Raw genomic sequence first — 21017 nt, 5'->3', positions numbered from 1 at the left:
TCACTCGCCGTTCCGGCGACCTTGCCGCAGGGCCTCCTGGAGCTCGGTCACTGTCTCGTCCGGCCACTCGAACCGGACACCCGTCTCCTCGATCGTCCGGATCCCCTGCGCCACCTGGTCACCTTCCGCGTACCTGCCGGACAGCTCCATGAGCGACTTCGCGATGGACACCTGCTTCCAGCCCGCCGCGCCGAGCGCCGCGTAGAAGACGAAGTGGGCCGACCTCCGGTAGCGGTACTCGGCCCACGAACCGCCGAGGTAGAGCATGCGGAACTGCCCGTGGTCGAGCAACCGCACGAGGCGCTCGCGCAGGAGTTCGGGCTGCAACGACGTGCGCTCGACCCACCCGAAGGTCATCGACTCGGCCTCGTCGAGCACGTAGAGGTGTGCCTCGTACTCGGGCCAGCTCCGCGAGAGCCTGGCCGCCAGTTCGGCGACGCCTTCGGCGTAGGTGGTGAGCAGCACCTTCTTGTTCGCCTCGGCGAAGTCGAAGAACTTCGACCACTGGCCCGCGGCGCTGAACCGCATCCACTCGCGCAGCATGTGCAACGCCGTGGCCATGTTGGCCAGCACCCGGTCGTCGACGGGATCCGGTGCGGGCGGCCGCAGCAGACCACCCCGGATCTCCGCCTTGATCAGTTCAAGCTCGTGCCGGACGAAGACGCCGTGCTCGGGGAGTGTCTCCATGAGCCACCGCAGTGCTTCCTGCTCCTCCTCGTCGTCGACGAACTCCTCGAACTCCGCGGTCTGACCGGGCAGCATGAGCGACCGGAGCCGCATGCCGACCCTGAACTCCAGCGTTTCGTACACCCACTGCCCCAGCAGCCTCCGCTCGGTGTCGGAGGACCACGTGAGTTCGAGGGACGTGAGCAGGTCGTCGTCGATGGCGACCATCGACGACGACTTCTGCTGCCGCTGCGTCGCGGCGACCACCGCCGCCCGCATGGCGAAGAAGTCGTCGATCGTCGCGCCCGGCCCGTACATGAACTGGCGCAGCGCCTCGTAGCCTCCCTCGAAGCCCGCCAGGGAGTCCACCAACCGCTCGACGTACCGCCTGCTGCCCGACGCGGTGAGACCGAGGATCAGCCGGTTGTGCCAGATCTCGGGCACGCCGTCCAGGTCGATCGTCAAGATCGTCCGCTCCACCTCGGGGTCCTGGATGCCGCCCAGCGCGACGAGGCTGCCGATCCGGATGTCCCAGGGGCACTCCTCGTCGCGAGCCGTGTCGATCAGGACGGCTCGGCCGATGTGGCCGGCGGCGGCGAACAGCCTGCTGTTCAGCGGCCACTCGATCAGGTCGGCGTGGTCCGCGATGATCGTCCGCACCGCGTCGCGGACATCCGCGACACCGCTGCGGGCCAGTGCCACCGCGACGCGCATCCGGTCGGCGACGGTGAGCCGGGTGTCCACGCACAGGCTCAGCGCCGGCTCGGCGGTGACGAGCGACTCCTCGCTGTCGAGCAAGGCCAGCAGCATCATGGCGCGCTGGACGGCCGGCACACCTTCGTCCCGCATGATGTCCGCCGCCAGCGCCTGTGCGGTCCGGTGCCGCACCTCGACCAGCGCGGTGAGCGGCGCCAACATGGTGGCGAGCGACCGACCGTTGAGGACCTGGCGCATCAGCAGGTCCGCCCCGATACCGCCGATGTCCCTGACAGCCCTGGCCAGCGCCATGCGCCGGTGCCACGTGAGCGCGGGGTCGACCACGAGCTGCACGGCCATGGTCAGCCAGGCGGTGTCGCCCTGCCTGACCATCGCCTCCACCACGTGCGACTTGTCGTCGGCGGTCAGGTTCGGCGTGCGCAGCAACGCCATCGCCTCGTCGCCCAAGCCCCTGCGCCCCGCGTTGATCAACTGGTGGTACAGCTGACAACGCAGGCTTCGCTCGAAGCTCGGGTTCCGCGCACCCGCGAGCACGGTGTCGATCGCGTCGTCGCCGCACTCGATGAGCGCCGTCGCCACGTGCGCCCGGGCGGTGTCGGTCATGGCCTGCCAGTTCAGCACCTTGACCGCGAGGTCGAAGACCCGTGCCGACTGCGGCGTCAGCGCGGTGATCACGACGTCGAGGTCCTTGAGCTTCGCCCGGCTGCTCAGCTCGCCGAGGATCGCGTCCATCGCCGCCGGATCCTCGGTCGTCGCGAGGGCCGCGGTCAGCCGACGCCGGTACCTCCTCGGTGTGTTCTCGCGGTCGGACAGCAGCGCGATCGCGTGGTGGATGCCCTGCCGGTCCCGGCGCTCCGCCAGCGCACAGGCCGCCTCGACCCGCATCTCGACGGAGGTGGCCGTGTCGCCCGTGCAGATGGCCAACGCGCTTGTCTCCGCCGGCCGCACGGCCGCCCGCACCATGCGGCCCAGCGCCGAGGCGGCCGACGTGGAATCGGAGGGGTGCCCGGAGTCGTCCGCGGCCAGGAGGGCGTCGATGACGGTGTCGACGATCCCGGGCGAGATGCGGTTGCCGCTCTCCGCGACGCACTGGGCGGCGAACAGCGCCTGGGTGAACCACGGGTCGTCCTGGACGTCGAGGATCCGGGTGATCATGGCGTCCGGGTGGGCCAGCAGCGGGGTCGCGATCGCGAAGATCTCCTGCCACTCGGGGTCGAACCAGCGGTGCCGGGCCAGTGCCGCGTCGAGCTCGTCGTGCCGCAACCGGGAGACGTAGGACGCGAGCAGGAAGTCGCGCAGTGACGGGTGCAGGACGCGCACCTCCGGCTGCAACCCGTCGGCGTCCTCGTCCACGAGTATCCCGTCGAACCGGTACTCCCACAGGACCACGTCCGCCCTCGGCGGCGCCGGCTCGGCGTTGCTGCCACGCTGCCAGGCCTCCCAACGCGCGATCGACGCCGTCCTGACGTACTCGTAGCCGTCCTGTCGCGAGAGCGCGGCGAGGAGGTCGCCGCGGTCGATGGTCACCCCGGACGTGCGCCAGCTGTCCTGCAACTCGCCCAGCGCCCCGGCCAGCACCTGCATCCGGCGATTCGGGTCGGGCGGGCTGATGTCGTCCACCGCCGCACGCGACGGCTCCCGCCACGAACCCGACAGCAGGCGGCGCACCACCTGTTGGTAGAGCGCGGTTCTGGACGTCGGGAACCCCTCGGCCCGGCTGGGCGTGTCCGCGAGCCTGCACAGGAACGAGAGCAGCAGTGGCACGGTGGCCATGTCCTGCAACGACTCGTTGTTCTGGAGTGCCGTTTCGAGCGGCTCGCTGCGGCTCTTGAGCCAGGCCGCGACGAACCGCGACCGTTCCCGTCGGCCGAACCCGAGCATCTCCACGTCGACCCGGCCGTCCAGAGCGACGTCGTCGAGCAGCGACAGGGTCGACGGACGGGTCGTGATCAGCATCGTGTTGGAACTCGCCGCGATCGTCGACAGCGCGTTCTTCAGGTTGGTCCGGAACTCGCCAGGCACCTCGTCCAGGCCGTCCAGGCAGATCGCCAGCCGTCCGGTGTCGTAGGCCTCGCGCACCATGGCCGTGCAGTCCGCCGCGGCCTCGACGGGGAGCCGGTCGAGCCGCAGGAGACCCGTGATCGCGCCGAGCACGGCGGTGCGGTCCGGGTCGTTCGCGAGCCGGGCGCCGAGCGCCGCGCAGTCCACCAGCACCGGGATCCGGATCTGATCGGGATCGGTCCCCGATTCGAGCGCGACGCGCGAGTCCTCCGCGATGGTCGCCGCGTAGTGGGTCAGCAACCACGTCTTGCCGTAGCCGGGAAATCCCCGCACCACCGTGGTCGTGCCGACCTGGTGCAGCGGGTTCCACCGGAAGCGCTCGCCCACCGAGCGGCCGCCCGCGTCCTTGGCGATGATCGACACCTGCCGCACCCAGATGGTCTGGTGCACGGCCGCCGGGTCCACTGAGCGGGGCAGGCTCAACGCCCGCGAGCGCACCGTCGTGCTGGTCACCGTGAGCAGGTCCCGGGCGGCCGTGGCGGGGTCGCGCACCGTCGAGTCCGGCTGGATGGCGAGGCGCCAGCGTCGATCGCTCTGGTGGAAGAGCTGGTTGGTGGTCCAGATGTCCGGCCGCCGCTCGTGCAGGCTGCGCGCCGCCACCGCGTACAACCCGTTGGGCAGGTCCGGGGATCGCTGCGACTTGACCACGCCCACCACATGCCCCGTGGCGAGGTCCAGGAGCGGACCACCACTCATGCCGTCCTCCACGACGTTGCCGCGGCACTTCAGCAGCTCTCCGCCCGGTTCGGTGACGGGTCCGTCGTAGCGCAACCCCACCGGGTTGGGCGTTGCCTCGGTGGTGGTGAGCCCACCGGTGTAGCCCTGCGCGAGCAGCTCCGCGCCTTCCGACGGCCGTTTCGTCGACAGCATCACGCAGGCGTGGGTGGTGGTGATCGCCGCAGGGACGTGCAGCACGGCAAGGTCCGGGAGCGGGTAGATGTCGACGTAGGCCGTCGGTCGCTCGGGGTCGCTCCAGCGGACGCTCGCCGGGTGTGCGCCGGTGTCACCCCAACGGACGTGGGCCTCTTCGCCGTCGAGCCGGTCGATCACGTGCGCGGCGGTCAGAACCGTTCCTGGTGCGATGAAGAACCCGCTCCCGCGCAGGACACCGTACTGGTTCACCACCGCGACGGTGGCCGCCCTCAGTAACTCGACCAGGTCGTCGTTCACCGGTCCGCCCTCCCCGGGACTGGCTCCTCCGGGGCCAGCTCCTCCGGGGCCGGCTCCTCCGGGGCCGACTTGTCCGGGGTCCACTCCAGCCGCACGGTGATGGCTGCCTCGCCGTTCGCCTCGGCCAGCACGCTGGTGAGCTTCCCGCTCTTGACGGCGAGCTTGACGCCGAAGTCGACGCCGATCTTGTCCGGCTTCTCGGGCAGACCGCTCCTGACGGCCCCGATGACCCAGCGTGCGGTTTCGGTGATCGTCGCACGGGCGTCGTCGAGCCTTAGGAAACGACGCACGGAGACGTCCGCCGGCCCGGAGTCCATCGCGACCTCCGCGAGGATCGTGCCGTCGTTCCCGTCGCCGTCGGTGACCTGGATCTCGATGATGCGCACGTTCGAGCGGCCGCCCATGGCACTCCTCGGGAGAAGGGGATCGTCAGGTGCCGGTGGCTACCAGCGACGTCGGTTCTCCTTTGATCGCGACCCCACACACCGTCGTTACCGCGTGCGACGGCGGGGTCGGTCGGCGCACAGTTGGGCGCGCAACGTCTCGCCGACCCAGCTCTCCCAACGTTCACGCGGCCAGCCGCGCTGGGCGAACAGCAGGTACAGCTCGGGGCTGAGCAGGCCGTAGAGCACGTCCGCGGCCTCGTCCGCGGAGACGCCGTCCTTCGCGCCCGGCTTGCCGACCAGGACCTCGGCCACGTTCCGCTGGACGACGAGCCGCGGGTCGACGTCGTGCGACCACAGCGCAGCGACCTCCGGGTCGCTCGCCGCCGCCGCCTCCAGCACCTTGCCGATCGGCGCCACCCGTGCCAGCACCGAGGTGGTGCCGGCGACGTAGGCGCGCAGCACGTCCTGGGCCGTGTCGGCGGCCAGCGCCTCGATGTACCAAGGACGGTCCATCGTGGCCACGGGCTGGTCGTCGCCCGCGATCGTGACGTCGACCAGTTCCTTGAGCAGGGTGCGCTTGTTGCCGAAGACGAAGTAGATCGTCTGCACCGCGACACCGGCCCGGTCGGCGATCTCCTGGAGGTTCGTCGCGCCGTACCCGTCCCGCACGAACAGCGCGAGCGCCGCCTCCAGGATGCGCCGACGCGTCTCCTGCGCCTTCTGCGCCCGCTTGCTCCCGCGCTTGACATCACTCATGGCTGGAGTCTATCTCTAGATAACGAAGCTAGAAGTCAACTCTAGAGAACGGATCCAACGATGGTGTTCCACACCGCCACCCGCCCCCGGGTCGGGGTAACGACGTGATCAGGGTCGAAGCGCTGACCAAGGTGTACGGCTCGGCCGAGACCCGGGCGGTCGACGAGGTGTCCCTCGACGTCCCCGCCGGCACGGTCTTCGGCTTCCTCGGGCCCAACGGCGCGGGCAAGACCACGACCATCAAGATGCTGGCGGGCCTGCTGACGCCCACCTCGGGACGGGTCCGGCTGGGCGGCTTCGACGTGGCCACGCAGCGCTCGGCCGCGATGGCGCAGTTCGGCGCCGTGCTGGAGGGCTCGCGCAACGTCTACTGGAGCCTGTCGGCCTGGCAGAACCTGCTGTACTTCGGCCGGCTCAAGGGCCTGCGCAAGGCACAGGCCAAGGTTCGCGCCCAGCACCTGCTGACCGGCCTGGAGCTGTGGGACCGGCGCGACGACGAGGTCGGCGGCTTCTCGCGCGGCATGCAGCAGAAGGTCGCCATCGCCGCCGCCCTGATCGCCGACCCGCCGATCGTGCTGCTGGACGAGCCCACGCTCGGCCTGGACGTGGAGACCACCCGCACGGTCAAGACCTGGATCACCGCGCTGGCCCGCGAGTCCGGCACCACCGTCCTGCTCACCACCCACCAGCTCGACGTGGCCCAGGAGCTCTGCGACCGGGTGGCCGTCATGCGCCGCGGCCGGCTGGTGGCCGACCTGCCCACCCGTGAGCTGTTGGCGAGCTTCCGGGAACGGGACCGGTACGAGATCCGCGTCGAAGGCGCGGCGCCACCGGGGTTCGACGCCGTCACCCACGACGGCGTCAGCACGATCAGCGTGCGGGTGGGCGATCCGCGCGAGGTGTACGACGTGGTCGAGCGCTTGCGCGCGCAGGGCGCCGTGCTGGAGTCGCTGACCCAGGTGCAGCCGGACCTGGAGGACGTGTTCCTCGCGCTGGTGAACGAGCCGTCACATGCTTGCTGACGTGCTGGCCGCCGAGATCGGCAAGGGCCTGCGGGTCCAGCTCGCCCACCCGGTCGGCCACGTCATCACGCTGCTGATCAGCACCATGATGTACCTCGGCCTCCAGTTCGTCCTCGGACAGGGCGAGCTGCGGCAGGACCTGCTGCCGCAGACCCTCGTCGCGATCGGCGGGTACTGGTTCCTGCAGTACGCCGGCCTGGTGCTGGTGGCCGACCTCATCGAGGAGAAGCGCGCCGGCACCTTCGCGCAGACCCGGATGTCGCCCGCGCCGGCGTGGCTGCCGATGCTCGGCCGGTTGATCACCGCCTCGATCTTCGGCCTGGGTGTGGCCGCCGCGGCCGCCCTCGTGCCGGTGCTGGTGGCCGGCATCGCGATCCCGCTGCGCTGGGCGGCGCTCCTGCCCGCCTTGCTGCTCGGGGCGAACGTGCTGGCCTTCACGTTCCTGTTGGCCGCGTTGGCGCTGGTCTCCCCGATGATCGGCGCCTTGCAGTCGCTGTTCACCTCTCTGGTGCTGCTGCTCAACGGCTCGTTCCTGCCGCTGGCTTTCTACCCGGACTGGTTGGCCGCGTTGGCCAGGGTCCTGCCCACGACGCTGGGCATCGAGGTCATCACGCGGACGCTGTTCGAGGGCGGGACGTTGGCCCAGGTCTGGCACGACGGCTCGCTGCCGTGGCTGGTCGCCCACACCCTCGCCCTCATCGTGGCGGGCGGCCTGCTGTTCTCCCGCAACCACCGCCGGGTTCTGCGGGAGTCGTCATGACCTTCGCCCGCGGCTTCGCCGCCGAGGTCGGCAAGGGCTTGCGCGGTTTCGCCGCCGGGTGGCGCGAGAGCCTCTTGCAGATGATCACGTTCCCGCTGTTCTACCTGCTCGTCGTGTTGTTCATGGGACGCGGTCAGCTGCTCGCCGAACTGCTCCTGCCGGTGCTGCTCGGCATGGTGGCGCTGACGTTCATCCACGAGCAGGTCAACCGGGTGTTCTGGAGCTACCTCGGTGACATCCAGTCCGGCGTGCTGGAACAGACCTACCTCACCCCGCTGCCGTCGGCCGCGCTGATCCTGGGCCGCCAGGTCGCCGCGGTGGTCGCGGCCCTGCCCACCGCGCTGGCCGTGCTGGCCACCGGTGCGGTCGCGATCGCCGTCCAGGGCGGCCGGGTGCCGTTCGACGCGCAGGTGCTCGTGCCGCTGGCCGCCATCGTGCTGGGCACCTGCGGGCTGGCGCTCGTCCTGTGCGGGCTGACGCTGGTGTTCAAGCGGCTCGAGATCATCACGCAGGTGTCGGTCGCGGCCTACGCCATCGCGGGCGGCACCCTGGTCCCGCTGGCTGCGGTGCCCGACCCGATCGCGTTCGCCAGCCGGTTGCTGGTCCCCATCGCGCCCGGCATCGAGGCCATGCGGGACATCCTGCTCGGCGGGCACTCCCTGGTCGCCCTCCCCACCGGTTGGGGCCTCGGGTGGTTGCTGGCCCAGCCACTGCTCATCACGGCGGCCGGGGTCGTCCTGTTCAACAGGCTCGAACACCTGGCCAAGCGCCGCGGCACCCTCGGCCGCTACTGACCCCCGACGTACGAAGGAAGCAGTCGACGTGAACGTGTTCCTGTGGATCCTCCAAGCCGTCCTCGCCACCGCCTTCGGCCTGGCCGGTCTCACGAAAGCGCTCAAGCCCAAGGAGAAGCTCCGCACCACGATGCCGTGGGTGGACGACTTCACGCCCACCCGGATCCGGCTGATCGGCGTGGTCGAGGTTCTCGGCGCCCTCGGCCTGGTCCTCCCGGCCGTGACCGGCGTCGCCCCGGTCCTCACCCCGCTGGCCGCCATCGGCCTGGCCGTCACCATGGTCGGCGCCGCCGTCGTCCACGCCCGGCGCAAGGAGTCGCCCGCGATCGCCGTCAACGTGGTGCTGCTGGCCCTGGCCGCAGTCGTCGCCTGGGGCCGACTCGGTGCCCACGCCCTCTGAACCCGACCGCCACCCGATTCGGAGCACCATGATGGACAACACCGTGACCCTGCACCCCGTCGGACGAGTCGTGGGCGGCCGCAACGAGGTGGTCGAGGACGACTGGCACGACGTCCGGGCCGTGATCCGGCTGGACGACCGGTCCTTCACCGCGTCGGCGGTGCTCGGCCTGGAGGACTTCTCCCACCTGGAGGTCGTCTTCCTGTTCGACCGGATCGACCCGGCCGCCGCGTCCGGCGAACCCCGTCCGCCCAGGGGTGACCCGGACGCGGCGCCCGTGGGGGTCTTCGCCCACCGCGGGCCGTACCGGCCCAACCGCCTCGGCGTGTCCCGCTGTCGACTGCTGGGCGTGGACGGATCGGACCTGCACGTCGCCGACCTGGACGCGCTCGCCGGCTCGCCGGTGCTCGACGTCAAGCCGTACCTGGTCGAGTTCGCGCCGCGGCAGCCGGTCGTCCAGCCGGCCTGGGCCACCACCCTGATGAGCCGCTACTACTGACGGACCTGCGCGACCACACGGGTCAGTCGGCCTGGCGGCTGAGGTGCTCCCACTCGGCGAGGGCGGTCATCCGCGCCCCCACCAATTCCCGCACCATGTCGTACGCCGCGCCGCCCAGGACCAACCGCTTGGGCGGCTCGGGCAAGTCCACCACCCGCAGCACGACCGCGGCGGCCAGGCGGGGGTCGTAGTCCTCCGACTCGCCCCACAGCTCGCTCAACCAGGCGCGCAGCGGGGCGTAGGCGGGGTTCTCCGCAGTCGTGGTCAGGCCGAGCGTGAACAGGTCGGTCCGGTAGCCGCCGGGCTGCAGGATGGTCACCTTGATCCCGAAGCGCTCGACCTCCATCGCCAGCGCCTCGCTCATGGAGTCGAGTGCCGCCTTGCCGGCGCCGTACAGGCCGGTCGACGCGAAACCGCCGGCCGATCCCATCGAGGAGACCTGGAGGATGTGACCCGAGCCTTGTTCCCGCAGGAGCGGGACCACCGCCTGGTTCACCCACAGGGCGCCGAAGAAGTTGGTGTCCAGGTGGGCGCGGGCCTGCTCCTCGGTGATCTCTTCGAGCATGCCGAGCACCACGCCGCCCGCGTTGTTGACCACGACGTCGAGCCGCCCGAACGCGGCGAAGGCCCGCCGCACCCCGGCCTGCACCGCCGTCCGGTCGGCGATGTCCAGCGGGAAGGTGACCAGCCGGCCCGCCGATGCGACGACCAGGTCCTCCAGCGGCGTGATGTCGCGGGCCACGCCGACGACCCGGTCGCCCGCCGCGAGCGCGGCCTCGGTGAACGCACGCCCCAGTCCGCGCGAGGCGCCGGTGATGAACCAGGTGCGGGGTTCGGTGTGTTCCAGCGTCATCGGTGTCCCCCATGGTGGAGTGAGACGATACGTTCCGTCTCGATGCGGTAGACACTGCCAGCCGCTCCCCCGGATGTCAAGACGAACCGTCTCGTTTCCCACTAGGGTGTCGGCATGGCTCCAGGCACCACACCCGACGGCACCCGTCGCAGCGAGCGGTCGCGGGTCGCAATCCTGACCGCGACCCGCGAGCTGATCAGCGAGGTCGGGTACGCCAAGTTGACGATCGAGGCCATCGCCGCCCGCGCGGGCGTGGGCAAGCAGACGATCTACCGCTGGTGGCCGTCCAAGGGCGCGGTGGTCTTCGACTCCCTGCTGGTGCTGAGCGAGCAGCCCGACGGCGGCGGCATCGAACTGCCGGACACCGGGGACGTCGAGGCCGACCTCAAAGCGGTCCTGCGCGCCACCGCGGCCGAGTTCGCCGATCCCGCGTTCGAGGCGCCGATCCGGGCGTTGAACACCGAGATCATCAACGATCCCGAACTCGCCGCGGCCTACCGGGAGAAGATGGAACGACCGATGCGCGCGGCGAAGCGCCGGCGGTTGATCAGCGCCCAGCAAGCGGGCCAGATCGCCGCCGACGCCGACCTGGACCTCCTCATCGACGTGCTGTACGCGCCGCTGGCCCAGCGGTGGCTGCTGCGCTCCGGCCCGCTGGACGACGACTTCGCCGACGCGCTCGTCGACACCGCCCTGCGCGCGTTCCGGCCCGGCTGAGCCCGACCAGCCGCTGTCCGCGGGCGTGTGCGACGCCGAGTCGGCCGAGGTCTCCGCGGCCGAGCTGCGGGTGGTGCCCGCGACGCACGACATCGTGACGACCGCGCCGCGTCGGCGTCCGGACCCGACCTGGCGGCGCGGGCGAGCAGAGCCTCAGGGGGCGGTCAGCTCGGACGGGCGCCGATGCCGACGAGTGCCCGGACCCGCAGCACCGCCGTCGGCCGGACCAGCTCGCGGTAGCGGTCGCGGACGGCGGCCACGGCGCGGTCGTCGAGGCCGGCCAGGAGGGCCCTGCCCGCGGAGCCGGTGACGAACGCCCAGGCCGACTCGGGGGTGATCGGGACGTCCAGTTCGACCGGGTGCACCCGGACCGCGTCGAGCCCCAGGCTCCGCATCCACTCGGCGAGCTTGTCGTCGGTGTCCAGCCGCGCGGCCCGGTCGGCGGCCGCCGGTCGGGTCGGCGCCACGCCGGTGTGCTCGGCGAGCGCCCGGAACAGCGGGCCGACGACGTCGTCCACGCTGCCCTGCCGCCACGTGGTCACGGCCAGGGTGCCGCCGGGACGCAGCAGGTGGGTCAGGTGCACGCCGGCGGCGTCGACGTCCGGCAGGAAGAAGATCCCGAACACGCACTGGACGTGGTTGTAGGGCAGGCCGTCCGGGGCCGACCAGCCGGTCACGTCGTCCCGGTGGAAGCGCAGCTGCGGCAGCTCCCGCGCGCGTCGCGCACCCTGGTCGAGCAGCGCCGCGGCGAGGTCCACGGCGTCGACCAGGCCGTTCGGACCGACGGCCCGCGCCGCCGGGATCGCGGACGAACCCGCGCCGCAGCAGACGTCGAGCACCCGCTCCCCCGGCACGGGTCCGACGAGGTCGACCACGGCGGCACCGACCGGGTCCCACAGCAGCGGCGCCCACTCGGCGAACTCCGCGCTGCCGTCCTCGAATGCCTTGATCACCGCTTTCTCGGCCACCCGTCCCCCTCACCGCGTCGCGGACCCACCGCAGCATACGTAACGACAATCGTTCCCGCCCAGCGGTTCGCGCACCCGGAGGGCACGAACCGATCACTGCCGCAACGGACCCCTGCCCGGATTCGATAATCGCTGCGTGGGGTGTCGTGAAGGGGGAAACCTTGGCGAAGTCGGTGTTCCGCGGGCTGCACGCCCTGCTGTCGGCCGTCCACGACCTGAGCGAGCGGCCGCGGTGGTCGTGGCGCGCGCGGGGCGGACCGCGTGGCGACCGGCCGCTGCCGGTGGTGTGCCTGATCGGCAAGGAGCCGGACGGTGTCCTGACCGACCTGGCGAAGCTGCTGGCCGACGTGGGCCCCGCGAAGATCCCGTTCGCCCGGGTCGACATGGACAGGGTGGCGGCCGACGCCGAAGCCCGGTGGCGGGGCAGCAGGCGCGAGGAGCAGCCCTTGCTGCCGGTGCTGGACGAACTGCGGCACCAGTTGTCCGCGGATCGGTTCGGCACGTCGCGGCCGAGCCGGTTCCGGCACTACCGGCTGGTGGACTGGCTCACCGGCAGACGCCTCACCCAGGGCGACAACCGCCACGAGCCGACCGACATCACCGAGTTGCTCCGCCTCTGGCACGGCCGGCGGGAACAACCCGAGGCGGCGTACCAGGCCGCGGTCACCGAGGCACTCGTGCTGCTGCCGGCGCCGGTGAGGTTCCTGGTGGCCCTGCTGTTCGCGTGGCACCGCCCGGTGCGGTTCCGGCTGTGGACCCGCGGGACCCGATTACCCGGCGGTGAGCCGCGGTGGTTGATGCGGCAGCCGTTCATGCTCCCCGGGCACTCCACGAGCTTCACCGGTTTCGCCGAGCTCCTGACCGCGGGCAGGCAGGACGAGGACGACCGGGCGCAGATCAAGAAGCTGCTGGTGCACGCCTTCCTGCAAGACTTACGCGAACTGTACGGCGCGGGCTCGTGGCGGCCCCGCCACCGGCGGCGGACCGCCTACACGGTGGTGCTGCTGGACAACGTCACCGAGGCCAACCGCGGCTGGGAGCTGCTCCAGCTGATCAACGAGGTCCGCAACGAGTCCACCGAGCACGACCCGGTGCTCGTCGTGGCGACCGCACAGGCGGTGCCGCGAGGGCTGGTCAGGGGCAGGCCCCGGGCGGTGGCGGGCATCGGGGGCGAGGTCGTCGACTGGTACAGGGACCTGCCCGCACGGCGGCGGGCGCTGAGGCAGGACACGCTGATCGCCGTCACCCTGCCCTCGTCCAGGACCGCCGACGAGCAGGACCGCGAGGCCTGGACCACCTTCCGCGAGGGCATGCGCCCGCGTGCCGTCCCGTTGCCCGCGCGCAGGTCGTTCACCGCCGCCGTGATCGCGCTGGTGATGACCGCGGCGGTGCTGACCGGTGGGCGGTGGCTGGCCACCAGGTTCGGCGAGGAGTGCCTGCCCTCGCCCCGCGCCGGCGTGGCGACCACGTGGATCGCGGACGGTGACGGCGGTGAGTGCGTCGGCTACAGCGACAACGCCGCCCAGGTGTTCGGCAAGGACGAGCGGCTGCGCAAGGCGCAGCTGGCCGTCTTCGAGCTCAACCGGGAGGCCGAGCGGATGGCCGCGACGGCCGGGCACCGGCCGTTGGTGACCGTCGTGTACTTCGCCGAGTTCAGCAGCCCCACCGTGCCTGACGACTCGGCGGGCGCGGTCACCGAGGAGCTGACCGGCCTGATGATCCGCCAGGCCCGCGACAACACCGAGCGGAAGCAGCCGCTGCTGCGGGTGGTCGTGGCCAACGGCGGGCACGAGATGCGGCACGCCCGGACCGTGGTGGACAGCCTCCTGGCGCCGCTGTTCGCCGCCGACGACACCGCCATGGGCGTCGTCGGCATGGGGCGGACCGTCCCGGCGACGGAGAGCGCCATCGGCGCGTTGGGGGACCTCGGCATCCCGGTGGTGGCCACGACCCTGACCGGGCAGGGCCTCGGCGACCGGTCCCCGCTGTACTTCCAGCTGGTGCCCGGCAACGGCAAGCAGGTCGCGCTCCTGCGCGAGTTCGCCCAGCGGGAGTCGGAGAAGCGGCGCAAGCGGGTCGAGGTGACGGCGTACCAGCCCGCGGACGTCGACAAGGACAGCTACCTGAGGACGTTGCGGGCGGAGCTGGAGACCGCCTTCGGCGAGGACCGGGAGTGGCTGGTGACGTGGGGTGCCGGGGTGCACGGCATAGAACCGCAATGCAACACCGCCGACGTCGACCGGATCGCCTACTTCGCCGGGCGGGAGTACGACTTCGACGGCTTCCTCGACCGCGTCTTCCAGCTGTGCAAGAACGACACGCCCATGGTCATCGGCAACGACACGACGTCCCGCTTCGTCGCCGACGGCGCCAAACGGCGGGAGAGGTACGCGGGGAGGGCCATGTCCTACGTGTCCCTGGCCGGTGCCGCCGTGCTGGAGAACCGGACGTGCCTGTCCCCCGACCGGGAGCCGGGCGTCGAGCCGTCCGCCCTGTGCGCCGGCCTGCTCGCCCTGCGGGCCGGGACCACCACCCGACCTGCCTGGCGCGCGTTCGGCGAGACGCTCAAGGACAGCGCCACCGCCCTGCCGTGGGTCGGCGAGCGGGTCGGCGTCGCCTACGACGGCGCGGGGTTGTTCGTGCACGCGGTGAAGGAGAACCGGTTCCGCCGGCAGCGCACCGACGCCGGCGGCAACCTGGTGCTCGACCAGGCCGCCATCGGACCGCTCAGCCGGGCCGCCATCGGCCAGGAGTTGCGGGAGATCTCGTGCCCGACCGACCGCAACGCCCCGCGCGGCAACTGCTACGACGGCGCGTCCGGCGAGATCGGCTTCAGCACCGACCGCACGGGTGAGTCGCGACCGGTCTCGCTGCTCACCCTGGCGAACATCGCCGACCTCGCGATGGCGCCGACGTGCTCGTACATCGTCCCGGCGGCCGAGGCGCTCTGCCCGCGGTCGTAGCGAGCCCCGATCGGGGGCGCGTTCGCGGGCGGGCACCGTAACGCAGGAGTTTCGCCGAAGGCAAGACTTGAAGGGGCATTGATGTTAGCGATAACATTCCGCCCGCAGCCCGCGAGAACAAAGCAGCACCTATTCCTGTTAGCGCTAACAGGAATAGGTGCTGCCTCCGGGCAGGCGCCCCGGCCGACGAAGATCGGAGCGAACGATGCACCTACGAGCACGTGCCTGCGCGGTGCTGTCGCTGGTCACCATCACCGCATTGGTCGTACCCGCCACACCGGCCCTCGCGGACGTGCTGCCGACCGGTGCGCGGTCGCTGGAGTCTGTCAACCTCCCCGGCCGCTACATCCGCCACGCCGACTACCTCGGCCGGGTGGACCCGATCACGTCCGGCAGCTCGGCCCAGGCCAAGAAGGACGCCACCTTCACGGTGATCTCGGGCCTGGCCTCGCCGTCGTGCTACTCGTTCCAGGCGACCAACGGGATGTTCCTGCGGCACCGGGACTACCGCGTGCGGCTGGAGGCCAACACGGGCACGGCGCAGTTCCGGGCGGACGCGACGTTCTGCGCGGTCGCCGGGTCGGTGGCCGGTTCGGTGTCGCTGGTGCCGACCAACTACCCCGACCGGCGGGTGCGGCACCGCGACAACCAGCTGTGGCTGGACACCAACCAGGACACCGCCCAGTTCCGCGCGGACAGCTCGTTCCGCCTCACCGCGCCGTGGGTGCCGAAGACCACCAAGGGCCCGGTCATCCCCGGCCTGTACGCGGACCCGCACATCGCCAACTTCAACGGCCGCTACTACCTCTACCCGACCACGGACGGGTACGCGAGCTGGGCTTCGCCGTACTACAAGGCGTTCTCCTCCACCGACCTGGTGAACTGGACCGACCACGGCGTGGTCCTGGACCACGGGCCGGACGTGTCGTGGGCGGACAACTCGGCCTGGGCACCCGCGGTGGCCGCCGGGAACGGCCGCTACTACATGTACTTCAGCGGCGGCGCGGTGTCCGGCGACACGAGCAAGCACCTCGGCGTCGCGGTGTCCGACTCCCCGACGGGCCCGTTCCGCGACGCCCTGGGCAGGCCCCTCGTCCGGGCCGGCGCGTACCCGGGCCAGGCCATCGACCCGATGGTGTTCACCGACGACGACGGCCGGTCGTACCTGTACTGGGGCAACGGCGCGGCGCACGTCGTGCCGCTCAACGCCGACATGGTCTCGTTCGACCCGGCGGCGGTCCGCACGATCACCCCGAGCGGCTACCGCGAGGCGTCGTTCGTGCTCAAGCGCAACGGCACCTACTACTTCATGTGGTCGGAGAACGACACCCGCGACGAGAACTACCAGGTCGCCTACGCCACCGGCCCGTCACCGCTCGGGCCGTGGACCAAGCGCGGCGTGGTCCTGCAGAAGCGCCTCGACCTCGGCATCAAGGGCACCGGGCACCACTCCGTGGTGAAGGCGCCGGGCACCGACACCTGGCACGTCGCCTACCACCGGTTCGCCGTGCCCGCGGGCGACGGCATGAACCGCGAGGTGACCGTCGACCGCATGACGTTCAACCCCGACGGCACCATCGCCCCGATCGTGCCGACCCTGTGATCAAGGGAGATCACCCGTGTCCCGAGCACTGACGAGGGTTGGCGCGCTCCTCGCCGCCGTGGCCCTGCTGTTCACCTCCTGGTCGGTGACGACCGACCGGCGCGCCGAGGCGCTGGAGCCGTTCACCGGCTACCTGATGGCGCACTTCACCGGCGAGCACGCGACCGGCGAGCAGATCTACCTCGCGCACAGCCGCGACGGCCTGCGCTGGACCGACCTGAACAACGGCTCGCCGGTGCTGCTGTCGACGGTGGGCACCCGCGGGGTGCGCGACCCCGCGCTGGTCCGCTCACCCGCCGGCGACCGGTACTGGATCATCGCCACCGACCTGCGCATCGCGAACGGCACCTCGTGGAGCGACGCCGCGAACAACGGCAGCAAGTCGCTGGTCGTGTGGGAGTCCACCGATCTGGTGAACTGGTCCGCACCGCGGTTGCTGAACGTCGCGGGCGGCATCTCCGGCGCGGGCAACGCGTGGGCGCCGGAGGCCATCTACAACCCGGCGACGGGCGACTACGTCGTCTACTGGGCCACCAACGCCACCGTCAACGGCGTCAAGAAGCACCGCATCTACTACGTGCGCACCACCGACTTCCGCTCGATCACCTCGCCGGTGCTCTACATCGACCGGGGCGCGGGCCAGGGCATCATCGACACGCAGATCATCGAGTCGCCGACCAGCGTCGGCGGCTACCGCTACTACCGCGCGTCGGCGGACGGCCACATCACCGTCGAGGGCAGCAACTCGGTCCTCGGCTCGTGGACCACCATCGGCAACCTCTCGCACATGGGCATCTCCAACGGCACCGGCGGCGGCAACGTGGTCGAGGGTCCGATGTGGATGCAGTTCAACGGGCGCAACGAGTGGGCGCTGTGGCTGGACCAGTACGCCACCGGTCGCGGCTACATGCCGATCACGTCCACCAACCTGGGCAGCACGCGCAACTTCGCCACCCGCACCGACTACGCGCTGGGCGGCACCCGCAAGCGGCACGGCTCGATCCTCAACCTCACCGCCGCCGAGGAGAGCCGGGTGCTGGCCAAGTGGGGCGCCACGACGCCGGTCAACCGCATCCAGTCCTACAACTTCCAGGACCGGTACGTGCGCCACAGCAACCTCGACGTGCGCATCGACGCGAACGTCAGCCCGTTGCAGGACTCGCAGTTCCGGGTGGTGCCGGGCCTGGCGGGATCGGGGACCGTGTCGTTCCAGTCGGTCAACTACCCGGGCTACTACCTGCGGCACTACGCGTACGACTTCGTGCTCGCGGCCGACGACGGCACGTCGACGTTCAAGGCCGACGCCACGTTCCGGCAGGTGGCCGGGTTGGCGTCGTCGTCCTGGTCGTCCTTCCAGTCCTACAACTACCCCGACCGGTACATCCGGCACTACGCCTACCAGCTGCGGCTCGACCCGATCACCGATGCCGCGGGCCGCTCCGACGCGACGTTCCGGCTGACCGGCTGACGGTCCGACCGGCTCGGCCGCGGCCGGCGACGGCGGCGAGGCTCTATTGTGGACGTATGCTTCAGCTGAGCGGTCTGACGTGGACGGTCACCATCGGGCTGATCGTGGCACTGCTGGCAGTCGACCTGGTGCTCGCCGCCGCGCGGCCGCACCGGGTCGGCTTCCGGGAGGCGAGCCTCTGGTCGATCTTCTACGTCCTGGTCGCCGTCGGGTTCGGCATCTGGTTCTGGTCCGCGCACGGCAGCGCGTTCGGGACCGAGTACTTCGCGGGCTACATCGTCGAGAAGAGCCTCTCGGTCGACAACCTGTTCGTGTTCGTGCTCATCATGACCACCTTCGCGGTGCCCGAGGAGCACCAGCACAAGGTGCTGACCTTCGGCATCGTGCTCGCGCTGCTCATGCGGGCGGTGTTCATCGCGGTCGGGGCCACCCTGCTGGCGCTGTTCTCGTTCATGTTCCTGTTGTTCGGCCTGCTGCTGATCTACACGGCGGTGCAGCTGTTCCGGCACCGCAACGAGGACCCGGACATCGAGAACAACGTCGTGGTGCGGACCGCGCGCCGGATCCTGCCGCTGACCGACGAGTACGTCGGCGGCCGGATCCTCACCAGGGTCGACGGCAAGCGGGTGGCCACGCCGCTGTTCGTGGTGCTGGTGGCCATCGGCGGGGTGGACCTGCTGTTCGCGCTGGACTCCATCCCCGCGGTGTTCGGCGTGACCGAGGAGCCCTACATCGTCTTCACCGCCAACGCGTTCGCCCTGCTCGGCCTGCGGGCGTTGTTCTTCCTGGTCAAGGGCCTGCTCGACCGGCTGGTCTACCTCTCGACCGGGCTCGCGCTGATCCTGGCGTTCATCGGCGTGAAGCTGATCCTGCACTGGGCCCACGTCTCCGTGGACGAGCGGGTGCCCGAGGTGCCGACGCCGGTCAGCCTCGGCGTGATCGTGGTCGTGCTGCTGGTGGTGACCGTGGCGAGCCTGGTCAAGACCGGCCGCGACCCGTCGGCCAAGGCGCACGCGGGCTCGCTGCGGGCGCACACGGACCCCGACCGCGAGCCGAAGGGGTGACGTCCGCCGGCACGGCGACCCGCGTCCGGTCGGCCGTGCCGTCAGCTCGGCCGTCTCGTCAGCTCGGCCTGCCCTGTCGGCTCAGCCCGCCCCGTCGGCTCGGCCGTCCCCGTCAGCCGTCCGGGTGGCGGCCGAGCACGTCGGCGGCGTGCACCGCCTCCAGTGACAGCGTCTTGTACCCGACCTCCTCGAACAGCACGGTGAGCCGGTCGGCCTCGCTCTGCACGACCGTTCCCGAGCCCCACTCGGCGTGGTGCACCCGTGACTGCGCCGGGTACTCGGGGTTGGCGGACACACCGGTGCCCGCCTCGCCGCGCGCGCACGTGTCGCAGTTGCCGCACGCCCGCTCCAGCACCTCGCCGAAGTACCCCAGCAGGTGCTGCCGCCGGCACGCCCTCGTCTCCGCGTACGCCCGCAGCACCTCGATCCGCGAGCGGTCCAGCCGTTGCAGGCGCTCGGCCTCCTCGACCGCCAGGTCGGCCGCCCGCGCCGGCTCGACCACCAGCCGGAACCTGGTCTTGGCCGCCTCCACCGCGCCGACCCGTTCGAGCAGGTTCACCCCGGAGGTGACCTTGCGGCGGGACTGCCCGATCTCGCGGGCCAGCTCGGTGACCCGCAGCCCGGGGTGCTCGCGCACGAACGCCGCCAGCTCCACCAGGGCGTCCCGGTCGACGTGCCGGGATTGCAGGAACCGCTGGAGCCCGAGGTCCTGCTGCCGGTAGAACAGCACCGCCCGCGCGGGCTCGCCGTCCCGGCCCGCGCGGCCGATCTCCTGGTAGTAGGCGTCCAGCGAGCCGGGCGCGGACGCGTGCGCGACGAACCGCACGTCCGGCTTGTCGATGCCCATGCCGAACGCCGAGGTCGCCACCACCACGTCGACCCGGCCGCGCATGAACGCGTCCTGCACGCGGTCCCGTTCGGCGGCCGTCATCCCGGCGTGGAACGGCTCGGCGCCCAACTCCTCCGCGTACCGCCGGGAGTCCTTGCGGGCGGCCACGTACACCAGGCCGGGCTTCGGCGCCTCCTTCACCCAGTCGAGGATCGCGCGCCGCTTGTCGTCGTCCTCGACGAACATGCGCACGTCCAGCGACAGGTTGGGTCGGTCGAAACCCATGGCCACCACCATCGGGTCATGCATCCCCAGGTGGGTGATCACGTCCTCGCGGACGGTCGTGCCCGCCGTGGCGGTGAGCGCGAGCACGGGTGGACGGCCGACCCGTTCCACTGCCGAGCCCAGCCGCAGGTAGTCGGGCCGGAAGTCGTGCCCCCACGCCGACACGCAGTGCGCCTCGTCCACCACGAACAACGCGGGCTTGCCCAACCGGTCCAACACCTCGGGCTTGGCCAGCTGCTCGGGTGAGACGAACAGGTACCGCACCTCGCCGCGCCCGACGGCCTCCCACGCGGCGTCGTTGTCCACATCGGACTGCGCCGAGTTGACCAGCGCGGCGGGCGGTGCGCCGTTCCCGCGCAGCGCCGCGACCTGGTCGCGCTGCAACGCGATCAACGGCGACACCACCACGACCAGCCCGTCCAGCAGCACGCCGGGCACCTGGTAGACCGCCGACTTGCCCGCGCCGGTGGGCAGCACCACGAACACGTCCCGCCCCGCCAGCACCTGCTCCATGGCGTCGATCTGCTCGTCCCGCAGCTCCGCCCACCCGAACACGTCCTCGGCGGCCTCGCGCAGCCGCTTCCGCACGCCGCTCACCGGCCCACCCGCTCCCGCGCGAGGAGCGAGCCGACCACGACCAGCACCGCGCCCAGGGCGAGGAAGCCGAGGTCGTAGGCGAGCTCGTGCGGGCCGCCGCGCACGTGATGGATGCCCAGCACCAGGTGGTCCACCACGCCTTCGACGAGGTTGAACACACCCCAGCCCGCCAGCACGCCGCCCCACAGCACCCGGCGCGGCACCGTGCCCGCCCGGTTGAGCATGGCGACTCCGGTCAGCACGAGCAGCAGGCACAGCAGGTGGAACAGCCCGTCACCCCGCATGTTGAGGTGCAGGTCGTCGGGGTACCAACCGGACAGCATGTGGTGCCAGCCCAGGAGCTGGTGGGCGACGATGCCGTCGACGAACCCACCGACCCCCAGGCCGAGCACCAGCGCCGCTCGCACGCCTCTCGTCATGGCCCGGGAGTTGCCCGCTC

The 21017-nt window shown here is 71.2% G+C and carries 17 protein-coding genes; 10 read left to right on the top strand and 7 right to left on the bottom strand.

Annotated elements, in window-relative coordinates; genetic code table 11:
* The 3 genes from AB0K14_RS13155 to AB0K14_RS13145 all read right to left on the bottom strand — a co-directional run bounded on the left by AB0K14_RS13155 (window position 1) and on the right by AB0K14_RS13145 (window position 5756).
* On the bottom strand, window positions 1–4614 hold the full coding sequence (locus AB0K14_RS13155; RefSeq protein ID WP_360450089.1) for a trypsin-like peptidase domain-containing protein: 4614 nt from the start codon (window positions 4612–4614) through the stop codon (window positions 1–3).
* Window positions 4611–5018: a CU044_2847 family protein gene (locus AB0K14_RS13150; protein WP_360450087.1), complete on the bottom strand. Its 408-nt coding sequence runs from the start codon at window positions 5016–5018 to the stop codon at window positions 4611–4613. Before AB0K14_RS13150 ends, AB0K14_RS13155 begins: the two co-directional genes overlap by 4 nt.
* 87 nt (window positions 5019–5105) lie before the next feature.
* The gene (locus tag AB0K14_RS13145) at window positions 5106–5756 is read right to left on the bottom strand and encodes a helix-turn-helix domain-containing protein (RefSeq protein WP_360450084.1); all 651 of its coding nucleotides are present in this window, start codon (window positions 5754–5756) and stop codon (window positions 5106–5108) included.
* 104 nt (window positions 5757–5860) lie between these two features.
* Between AB0K14_RS13145 and AB0K14_RS13140 the strand changes: the two genes are divergently transcribed.
* Genes AB0K14_RS13140 through AB0K14_RS13120 form a run of 5 tightly spaced genes read left to right on the top strand, consistent with a single transcriptional unit; the run spans window position 5861 to window position 9231 of the window.
* Window positions 5861–6778: an ABC transporter ATP-binding protein gene (locus tag AB0K14_RS13140; RefSeq protein WP_360450081.1), complete on the top strand. Its 918-nt coding sequence runs from the start codon at window positions 5861–5863 to the stop codon at window positions 6776–6778.
* On the top strand, window positions 6768–7538 hold the full coding sequence (locus AB0K14_RS13135; protein WP_360450078.1) for an ABC transporter permease: 771 nt from the start codon (window positions 6768–6770) through the stop codon (window positions 7536–7538). The genes AB0K14_RS13140 and AB0K14_RS13135 overlap by 11 nt, the downstream gene beginning before the upstream one ends.
* On the top strand, window positions 7535–8332 hold the full coding sequence (locus AB0K14_RS13130; protein ID WP_360450076.1) for a hypothetical protein: 798 nt from the start codon (window positions 7535–7537) through the stop codon (window positions 8330–8332). Before AB0K14_RS13135 ends, AB0K14_RS13130 begins: the two co-directional genes overlap by 4 nt.
* Before the next feature lie 28 nt (window positions 8333–8360).
* A complete protein-coding gene (locus AB0K14_RS13125) occupies window positions 8361–8732 on the top strand; it encodes a DoxX family protein (protein WP_360450073.1) in 372 nt (123 codons plus the stop codon).
* Between the two features lie 28 nt (window positions 8733–8760).
* Window positions 8761–9231 carry an SAM-dependent methyltransferase gene (locus AB0K14_RS13120; protein WP_360450070.1) on the top strand — a complete coding sequence of 157 codons (471 nt, stop codon included), beginning with the start codon at window positions 8761–8763 and terminating at the stop codon, window positions 9229–9231.
* Between the two features lie 22 nt (window positions 9232–9253).
* Here AB0K14_RS13120 and AB0K14_RS13115 read toward each other — a convergent pair whose 3' ends face one another.
* On the bottom strand, window positions 9254–10084 hold the full coding sequence (locus AB0K14_RS13115) for an SDR family NAD(P)-dependent oxidoreductase (protein WP_360450067.1): 831 nt from the start codon (window positions 10082–10084) through the stop codon (window positions 9254–9256).
* A gap of 114 nt (window positions 10085–10198) precedes the next feature.
* On the opposite strand from AB0K14_RS13115, the gene AB0K14_RS13110 reads away from it, so the two are divergent.
* On the top strand, window positions 10199–10801 hold the full coding sequence (locus AB0K14_RS13110; RefSeq protein ID WP_360450065.1) for a TetR/AcrR family transcriptional regulator: 603 nt from the start codon (window positions 10199–10201) through the stop codon (window positions 10799–10801).
* Between the two features lie 164 nt (window positions 10802–10965).
* On the opposite strand, the gene AB0K14_RS13105 is transcribed toward AB0K14_RS13110, so the two are convergent.
* A complete protein-coding gene (locus AB0K14_RS13105) occupies window positions 10966–11769 on the bottom strand; it encodes a methyltransferase domain-containing protein (protein WP_360450063.1) in 804 nt (267 codons plus the stop codon).
* Between the two features lie 146 nt (window positions 11770–11915).
* Here AB0K14_RS13105 and AB0K14_RS13100 point away from each other — a divergent pair, with 146 nt between their 5' ends.
* The 4 genes from AB0K14_RS13100 (at window position 11916) to AB0K14_RS13085 (ending at window position 18867) form a co-directional block, all read left to right on the top strand.
* Window positions 11916–14732 carry a hypothetical protein gene (locus AB0K14_RS13100; RefSeq protein ID WP_360450061.1) on the top strand — a complete coding sequence of 939 codons (2817 nt, stop codon included), beginning with the start codon at window positions 11916–11918 and terminating at the stop codon, window positions 14730–14732.
* A gap of 205 nt (window positions 14733–14937) precedes the next feature.
* Window positions 14938–16335 (top strand): family 43 glycosylhydrolase, encoded by a 1398-nt coding sequence (locus tag AB0K14_RS13095; RefSeq protein ID WP_360450058.1) that lies wholly within the window; start codon window positions 14938–14940, stop codon window positions 16333–16335.
* Window positions 16336–16351: 16 nt separating this feature from the next.
* A complete protein-coding gene (locus AB0K14_RS13090) occupies window positions 16352–17803 on the top strand; it encodes a glycoside hydrolase family 43 protein (RefSeq protein WP_360450056.1) in 1452 nt (483 codons plus the stop codon).
* A gap of 56 nt (window positions 17804–17859) precedes the next feature.
* Window positions 17860–18867, top strand: coding sequence for a TerC/Alx family metal homeostasis membrane protein (locus tag AB0K14_RS13085; protein ID WP_360450053.1), 1008 nt, complete (start codon window positions 17860–17862; stop codon window positions 18865–18867).
* Window positions 18868–18979: 112 nt separating this feature from the next.
* Here AB0K14_RS13085 and AB0K14_RS13080 read toward each other — a convergent pair whose 3' ends face one another.
* Both AB0K14_RS13080 and AB0K14_RS13075 read right to left on the bottom strand, forming a co-directional pair.
* Entirely contained in the window at window positions 18980–20578 is a 1599-nt protein-coding gene (locus tag AB0K14_RS13080; RefSeq protein ID WP_360450050.1) for a RecQ family ATP-dependent DNA helicase, read from the bottom strand.
* Window positions 20575–20997, bottom strand: a complete 423-nt coding sequence (locus tag AB0K14_RS13075; RefSeq protein ID WP_360450047.1) for a DUF2243 domain-containing protein — start codon at window positions 20995–20997, stop codon at window positions 20575–20577. Before AB0K14_RS13075 ends, AB0K14_RS13080 begins: the two co-directional genes overlap by 4 nt.
* Between the last annotated feature and the right edge of the window lie 20 nt (window positions 20998–21017).

The organism is Actinosynnema sp. NPDC050801, assembly GCF_040673975.1.
In the GTDB taxonomy this organism is placed as follows: Bacteria; Actinomycetota; Actinomycetes; order Mycobacteriales; family Pseudonocardiaceae; genus Actinosynnema.
The sequence above is the reverse complement of the archived record's forward strand: the minus strand, read 5'-3'. Positions and strand labels throughout refer to the sequence as shown.